The sequence below is a fragment of the Candidatus Symbiopectobacterium sp. genome (genome assembly GCF_020054415.1).
Classification (GTDB): Bacteria; Pseudomonadota; Gammaproteobacteria; order Enterobacterales; family Enterobacteriaceae; genus Symbiopectobacterium.
On record NZ_JAHWCO010000329.1, the window covers coordinates 1 to 2,454 of the forward strand.

Consider the following 2,454-nt stretch of genomic DNA (forward strand, 5'->3'; position numbering starts at 1 on the left):
AATGTGCTGCGGGCGTACGCCGATGGCCACTTTACTCGATGGAAAACGGATCTGGGCAGAAAAGAATCTGAACCAGATGTAATCTGACAGACACCTGTATAAATAATCGGTAACTGTCAGATCAGGTCTGAGCTAGTACACCATATCACTGGCGCTGACATTATTTTGACGTGTATTTCACCACGGTGTTGTCGGTCTTCGATGTGTATGTTTCCACTCCGTGCTCCTGCTTCGGCAGCACCACCAGGTAGGTGTTCCGATGCTTGTCGTCGCTGTAAATCGTCACGCCCGCACCGCCTTTCGCTTTCAGGCTCTCCAGCTGCTGGCTGTAGCTGTCCATTTCGCTCAGGCGTGAGGTGATGATCGTGCCCTGAAACCAGATGATCCCGCCCAGAATACCGATCAGCAGGGCGAAGCAGATGAATATCCACGCCATCGCCGTTGAGACGGAGGCTCTGATCATGCCCTTCAGCCTGCCATTCTGCTCGCGGATAGCGTTGCTGATTCTCTGCAAGCTTGATTGCAGTTCCGCGCTGATAGACGTCTCCAGCCTCGCGAACTCGCGCTTCACGCTCTGCTCGGTATCCTGAGCATGCTGCTTCGATTTCTCCTCGAAGCCCTTCGCTAAATTTAAAATATCGCTCATAAATCATTCCTTTCAGCCGGATATTTCTGCCACCGTCCGGATCGGCAATGCTGATGCTGCTTTTCGTTTCCCGCGCGACGGTCAGCCCGTAGTTTTCCAGCTGCATCAACACGTCCTGCCGACTGCAGATCACGCCCTGCTGCATCAGGTTCATCAGGCCGGCGGTGATTTTCTCTGCCGCCTGCTGTTTGTCGCGGGGCAGATCGCTGGCCTGCGTCAGCGGGCGGCGGTAAGTCGGGTCGTTCGGGTCGCGCAGACCCAGCCGGTCGTTGGTCAAGGTCTGCCACGCATTGACGCGGGGGCGGTCGGCACGGTCAAAGTAGGGTTGCAGGCGTTTTCCGCTCTGCAATTCGATGTTCGGGATGACAAAATTCAGCTCAAGCCGCCCCTTATCGCGGTGTTCCACCCACAGACAGGCGTACTGGTCGCGGTCAAGGCCGGTCAGCAGCGTATGCTCCCATTCATCCATCAGGCGCAATTTCTCAGCGTCCGCAATGTCCGTCTCATAGAATGACAGCACGCCGGAGGTATAGGCGCGGGCAAAGTCGCAGCCATCGATCAGCTCGAGCACGTGTTCAGGATTACCACGCAGCACGCTAGCCTGCTCGCGTTGCCGGTCTTTTCCCAGCAGATAGTCCACCGGACCACTGCCAGCACCCGCACCACGCGAGTGAATTTTAACGATCACGGTTCTGCTCCAGCAGCTCACCAAGATGACGGTCGAGGCTGGTCAGTACGGCAAGCAGCGAGACACGTTCAGAAAGCGTCAGGAAATCGGCCTGGTTCAGGTAAAGGGCAATATGGTTCAGGTTATTGCAAATCCCGCTGACCCGTCGCAAAAGTTCGGGCGCCACGCCAGGCACACGACGCTTACGTGATGTGTTCTCGCCCAGACCAAGCTGACGCAGCCACTCAGCAAGGTGAGTCCGTTCGCAGCGATCAAGCAGTAGCTGATGCTCGGCTGCGGTAAGCCGGATTTTGATCTCTTTCGTTCGCTTTTCCATAGGCTCCGCTGAGAAAAAAATGAGCACCACCGTGAGAATTTGGCGCAGTGGACGCCAGGGGATTAGGGGAACAACGAGCCCCCTGAGGAGGTAACAGATGAAACCTCGTTAGAGGGGACGCTTTGTGTACTGGCTTAATGTATAGTGTAGTGTACCTGATTAGATGTTAACTGGGAAGAAATAGTCCTCGGTTAAAAAGGGCTGTTATCTGATATAGGTTGTTATTGTCTCACCGCTATTTTTTGAAGGAAAAGAGCTTTGTTGATGCAAGCGTGTCAGTGTTGCGCTTTATCAGCGGGAAATAATGCGGACAACGTAATTTAATTATACGAGAGCTATTACAGGCGCTGGCGGCATAACAGTGCGTATGGAAGTCTCAGCCAGAAAGCAATTTTAAAAAATAACCTAGCTTAGGGTTGTGTCCACATTATGTGGGTAAGGTCAGTCAGTGTGCTGGATTAAATCAATGAAGGAGGGTGTGCCTAAACAGAAGAAGCAGGGCTGCAGGCGTTCTCCAGTGCTTGCAGCCCTGCTTCTTCTGTTGGAGCCTGATACACTACTTTGATGTCGCGTGTTAGCGCCTTATAGTCCTTCCAGGCAACGAAGCGCATCCAGTTGCGCACCATGTGCACGATGCACAACTGGATGCGGGCTTCCGGGTAAACCGTGTTGATGGCATCCGGGAACCCTTTCAGGCCGTCCACACAGGCAATGAGGATGTCGGTCAGGCCACGGTTTTTCAGTTCTGTCAGCACGTTCAGCCAGAACTTTGCGCCTTCATTTTCGGCCAGCCACATCCACAGT

General features: G+C 53.9%; 2 protein-coding genes and 2 pseudogenes. All 4 read right to left on the minus strand.

Annotated elements, in window-relative coordinates; translation table 11 throughout:
* Positions 1-160 precede the first annotated feature (160 nt).
* Positions 161-646, minus strand: a complete 486-nt coding sequence (locus QZ506_RS09635) for an MbeB family mobilization protein (RefSeq protein ID WP_291970674.1) — start codon at positions 644-646, stop codon at positions 161-163.
* 88 nt (positions 647-734) lie between these two features.
* Positions 735-1,115 (minus strand): annotated as a pseudogene (locus tag QZ506_RS09640) (relaxase/mobilization nuclease domain-containing protein); the annotation flags it as partial.
* 208 nt (positions 1,116-1,323) lie between these two features.
* The gene (locus tag QZ506_RS09645) at positions 1,324-1,650 is read right to left on the minus strand and encodes a plasmid mobilization relaxosome protein MobC (protein WP_291970672.1); all 327 of its coding nucleotides are present in this window, start codon (positions 1,648-1,650) and stop codon (positions 1,324-1,326) included.
* 512 nt (positions 1,651-2,162) lie between these two features.
* A pseudogene (locus QZ506_RS09650) lies at positions 2,163-2,454 on the minus strand (transposase); the annotation flags it as partial.

Bases quoted from the DNA above. Each gene is read 5' to 3' on its own strand.
- QZ506_RS09645 (WP_291970672.1), bottom strand. From the start codon at position 1,650: ATGGAAAAGCGAACGAAAGAGATCAAAATCCGGCTTACCGCAGCCGAG.
- QZ506_RS09635 (WP_291970674.1), bottom strand. From the start codon at position 646: ATGAGCGATATTTTAAATTTAGCGAAGGGCTTCGAGGAGAAATCGAAG.